This window comes from Longimicrobium sp. (assembly GCF_036280135.1).
In the GTDB taxonomy this organism is placed as follows: Bacteria; Gemmatimonadota; Gemmatimonadetes; order Longimicrobiales; family Longimicrobiaceae; genus Longimicrobium.
On sequence record NZ_DASURI010000633.1, the window covers coordinates 1 to 4,118 of the forward strand.

The 4,118-nt window shown below is 71.0% G+C and carries 4 protein-coding genes; 3 read left to right on the top strand and 1 reads right to left on the bottom strand.

Annotated elements, in window-relative coordinates:
- A partial coding sequence (locus VFZ20_RS20475; RefSeq protein WP_329685799.1) for a DUF692 domain-containing protein occupies window positions 1–762 on the top strand: 762 nt, incomplete at its 5' end.
- Window positions 762–1,523: a hypothetical protein gene (locus VFZ20_RS20480; RefSeq protein WP_329685800.1), complete on the top strand. Its 762-nt coding sequence runs from the start codon at window positions 762–764 to the stop codon at window positions 1,521–1,523. The genes VFZ20_RS20475 and VFZ20_RS20480, both read left to right, overlap by 1 nt.
- A 279-nt stretch (window positions 1,524–1,802) precedes the next feature.
- On the opposite strand, the gene VFZ20_RS20485 is transcribed toward VFZ20_RS20480, so the two are convergent.
- Entirely contained in the window at window positions 1,803–2,981 is a 1,179-nt protein-coding gene (locus VFZ20_RS20485) for a hypothetical protein (RefSeq protein ID WP_329685801.1), read from the bottom strand.
- A gap of 223 nt (window positions 2,982–3,204) precedes the next feature.
- Here VFZ20_RS20485 and sugE point away from each other — a divergent pair, with 223 nt between their 5' ends.
- Window positions 3,205–3,525, top strand: a complete 321-nt coding sequence (gene sugE / locus VFZ20_RS20490; protein WP_329685802.1) for a quaternary ammonium compound efflux SMR transporter SugE — start codon at window positions 3,205–3,207, stop codon at window positions 3,523–3,525.
- Window positions 3,526–4,118 lie beyond the last annotated feature (593 nt).

Below are 4,118 nucleotides of genomic sequence, written 5' to 3' on the forward strand. Positions count from 1 at the left end.
GACGGCCCCCGCTACGGCGAGGCGGGCCGGCAGGTGGAGCTGCTGGACTGGGTGGCCGCCCGCAAGCCCGTCGTGGGACACTCGGTGGGCCTGTCCATCGGCAGCGCGGAGTTCTTCGACGACGAGCACGTGGCGCAGATCGCCGCGTGGCAGGCGCGCTACGGCTTTCCCTGGCACAGCGACCACCTGTCGTTCACGCGGGTGCCGGGGCTGGACGCGCACAGCGACTTTGCGGGCCTGGCCATCCCCGTGCCGTACGACCACGAGGTGCTGGAGATGATCGCCGGGCGGGTGGAGCGCGTGCGCGAAGCGGTGCCCGTGCCGTTCCTGCTGGAGAACAACGTGTACTACGTGGACCTGCCGGAGCAGGAGATGAGCGAGCCGGAGTTTCTCAACGCGCTCTCGGCGCGCAGCGGGTGCGGGCTGCTGCTGGACGTCCACAACGTGTACGTGAACTCGGTAAACCACGGCTTCGACGCGGGCGCGTTCATCCGCGCCCTGGACCTGTCGCGCGTGGTGGAGGTGCACATCGCGGGGGGCAGCGAGATGGGCGGGATGTACACGGACTCGCACGCCGGACCGGTGGCGGGGCCCGTGTGGGACCTGCTGGACGAGGTGATTGCCCGCGCGCCCAACCTGTGCGGCATCACCTTCGAGTTCGAGGACAACTACCTGCCGGCCCTGGGCGGCGGCAGCGGCGTGCTGCGCGAGCTGGAGCGCGCGCGCCAGGCGTGGGCGCGCCGCCCGGGCGCCGGCGCCTGATGTCGCTGCTGGCCTTTCAGCGCGCCATGGCGGACCTGGCCGCCTCGCCGGCGCTGCGCGCGCGCGTGCGCGACGACGCCGAGTCCGCGCTGGCCCCGTACACGCTGACGGACCTGGAGCGCCGCCGCCTGGCCAGCGCCGCCGGGCAGCCGGGCATGCGGGTGAACGGCATGCTGTACCGCAGCAACCGGCTGGGCCCCATCGCCGCGCAGCTGCCGTACAGCTTTGTCCTCATTGGCCCGGCGCTGCGGGGGCTGATGGACGCGTACTGGGAGCGGCACCCCGGCTTCGAGCGCAACGCACCGCTGGAGGTGCGCCGCTTCGCGGACTTTCTGCGGGAGCGGATGGAGGCGGGCGACGTGGCGGAGCCGCTGCTGCGCGAGGTGCTGGACTGGGAGATGCTCGTCTACGAGCTGGCCCTGCTGCCGCCGGAGCGCACCCTTGCGCAGGTGGCGGATGCCGCCGCGAACGCGCGGGCGGACGGTCCCCTGCGGCCGCATCCGCTCGTGGGGGTGACGCCGTTCAGCGTGGATCCGCGCGCCCTGCTGCCGCACCTGTTCGCCAAACGCCGTCCGCCGTACGACGACGTGGAGGAGGGCGAGCACCACCTGCTGGTGGACCTGCGTGGCGCACGCCGCGCGTTCGTGCCGCTGGATCCCTCCATCGCCGCCGCGTTCCATGCCGTGCGTGACGGCGGCTGGGTGGATCAGGCGGACGCGGAGATGCTGATCGAGCTGGGGATCGTGGTGGCGGGGGAGTAGGTCACCGAGAAACGATCGCTCAACCCGTCCCCCCGAGATGCGTCATCCTGAGAAGCCGCCGCGCAGGCCCTGACCGGGCGCGGTCCATGGCGGCGACGAAGGATCTTGCCCGCAAAGCATGAGGCCGGCTCCCAGGCGTGGAGTCGGCCTCGTGCTTTGGACGCAAGATCCTTCGGTCGCGCCCAAGGTCCGGTGCATCTTCCGGTTCCGCGTGGGCGCTCCCTCAGGATGACGCATCGGGTGGCGAGGCGATTCTGCAGAGGATTCAACTCGCGACTGTCAGCCTTCGTCCGGCACCTGGCCTACGACGAGGCGAACGGGGATGCCGCCGTTGCTCGTGCGCAGCGCCTCGTCCAGCGCGAAGCCCACCTGGCGCTCCAGGCCATGATCCGGCGAGAGCAGCGCCAGCGTCCAGCCGGGGCAGCGCTCGCGCAGGGTGCGGCCCAGCGCCGCGTACAGGTTGCGCAGGGGATCGCGCTCGCCCACGCGGACGCCGTACGGCGGGTTGATCACCATCCACCCCGGCCCCGCCGGCGGCTCGACGGCCGACACGGCGCGCGCGCTGAACGCCACGTCCCCCAGCACCCCCGCGCGCTCCGCGTTGGCCGTCGCGGCGGCGATGGCGCCCTCGTCGCGGTCCGAGCCCAGGATGGGGACGGGCGAGCGCGGAAGGATTTCCGCCGCGGCGCGGTCCACGACCGCCGCCCACCGTTCCACGTCGAAGTCCGGCCAGGACGTGAACGCGTAGTCGCGGGGCTCGCGGTCCGGGGCGGACAGCCCCGGGGCAATTCGGCGCGCCAGCAGGGCGCCTTCGATGGGGATCGTCCCCGATCCGCACATGGGATCCACCAGCGGCGCCGTGCCGTCCCAGCCGGCGCCGAGGAGCATGGCGGCCGCGAGCGTCTCGCGCAGGGGCGCGCGGGCCAGCGCCTGCCGGTATCCGCGCAGGTGCAGCAGCGCGCCGGACGCATCCGCGCGGATGGTGCACCCGTCGCGGTTGAAGCGGACGATGAACAGCTGCGCATCGCCCTCGTCCTCCCCGCCCTCCTCGTCCCTGCCGACATCGGTCGAGGCCAGGGCACCCACGCGGTGCTCGATGGCCTCGAGGATGCGCTGGGCGATGGCGCCCTCGTGGTACAGCTTGCTCTTTTTGCTGGTGACGCGCAGGCGGACGGCGCCGCCCCTGGAAACCCAGCGCTCCCACGGCACCTTGCGCGCGTGCCGCTCCAGCTCGAAGAAGGTGCGCGCGCGGAACTCGGCCGCGAGCACGGTCACGCGGCTGGCCGTCCGCAGGCGCAGGTTGGCGTCGTACAGCTGCGCCCGCGTGCCGCTCCACGAGACGCCGCCGGGCTCCTCCTTCACGTCCATCCCCAGCGCGCGCAGCTCGGCGGCGGCCAGGGGCTCCAGGCCGGGCGCGGTGATGGCGAACAGGGGCAGGCGCTCGTCGTGGCTCGGCATTCGGGATCGGCGTCGGGAACGGATCGGCGGCGGATGCGCATCTTCCCACAAGAAGCGGTCCGCGGCGCGCGAAGGTAGCCGCCGCGGCGTGCGCCGACAATCCGCCCCGTTGACCCGCGCGGCGGATTGGTGTAGCGTTGAGGGCAACGAATCAGCGGCGGGGACGGCCCCGCTGCTCATCTGCGGAACGCTGGGGACGACCCCACACCACCCGGAGGAAGGGATGGCGTGGGTCGTCCTTTTTGTTGCGGGGTTGTTCGAGGTAGGCTGGGCCGTGGGCCTCAAGTACACCGAGGGCTTCACGCGCTTGTGGCCGACGGTGGGCTCGGCCGTGTCGATGCTGATCAGCCTGGGGCTGCTGGGCGTGGCGCTGCGCACGCTGCCGCTGGGCACCGCCTACGCCATCTGGACGGGCGTGGGCACCCTCGGCACGGTGATCCTGGGCATCCTGCTCTTTGGCGAGAGCGCCGGCGCGCTGCGGCTGGCGTGCGTGGGGCTGATCCTGGCCGGCATCGTGGGGCTGAAGCTGGTGCCGAACAGCTAGGGAATAGGTGATAGGGAATAGGGAATAGCGGGCACGGAACAGCCCTCCTCCGACCGATTGGAGGAGGGCTGTTCGTCGTCTGGGGAGAACGGGACCGAGCAGGGAAGCGGCTACCCTGCCGCAGCGGAGTGCCCCCCATCCCCGGCCCTTCCCCCATAAACTGAATGGGGGAAGGGAGAACTTCATCTCGGGCTCCGGGTGCGTGCTCCATGGCGAGGAATCTCTCGCCCTCGGGAGCCCCCTCCCCCCGACCCCCTACCCCCGCTTCGCGGAGGAGGGGGAGAACTGCAAGGGCCCGAATGCCAACCTTACAGCACGGACCCGCCGCCGTTGTCCATCGCATCGCGGCGACCGAAATGTGAGCAGGCGAGATCCTTCGGGGCTATGGGCAACCGGAGAGGTCAAGGTCGGCGAGGGCCCCTCAGGAAGAAAGCCAATCCATTGCAGGCTGTCCCCTGTAACCTGTCCCCTGTAACCCGCAGTTCGCCGTTGCCCGCTATTCCCTATTCCCTATTCCCTATTCCCTATTCCCTATTCCCTATTCCCTATTCCCTATTCCCTATTCCCTATTCCCTATTCCCTATTCCCTATTC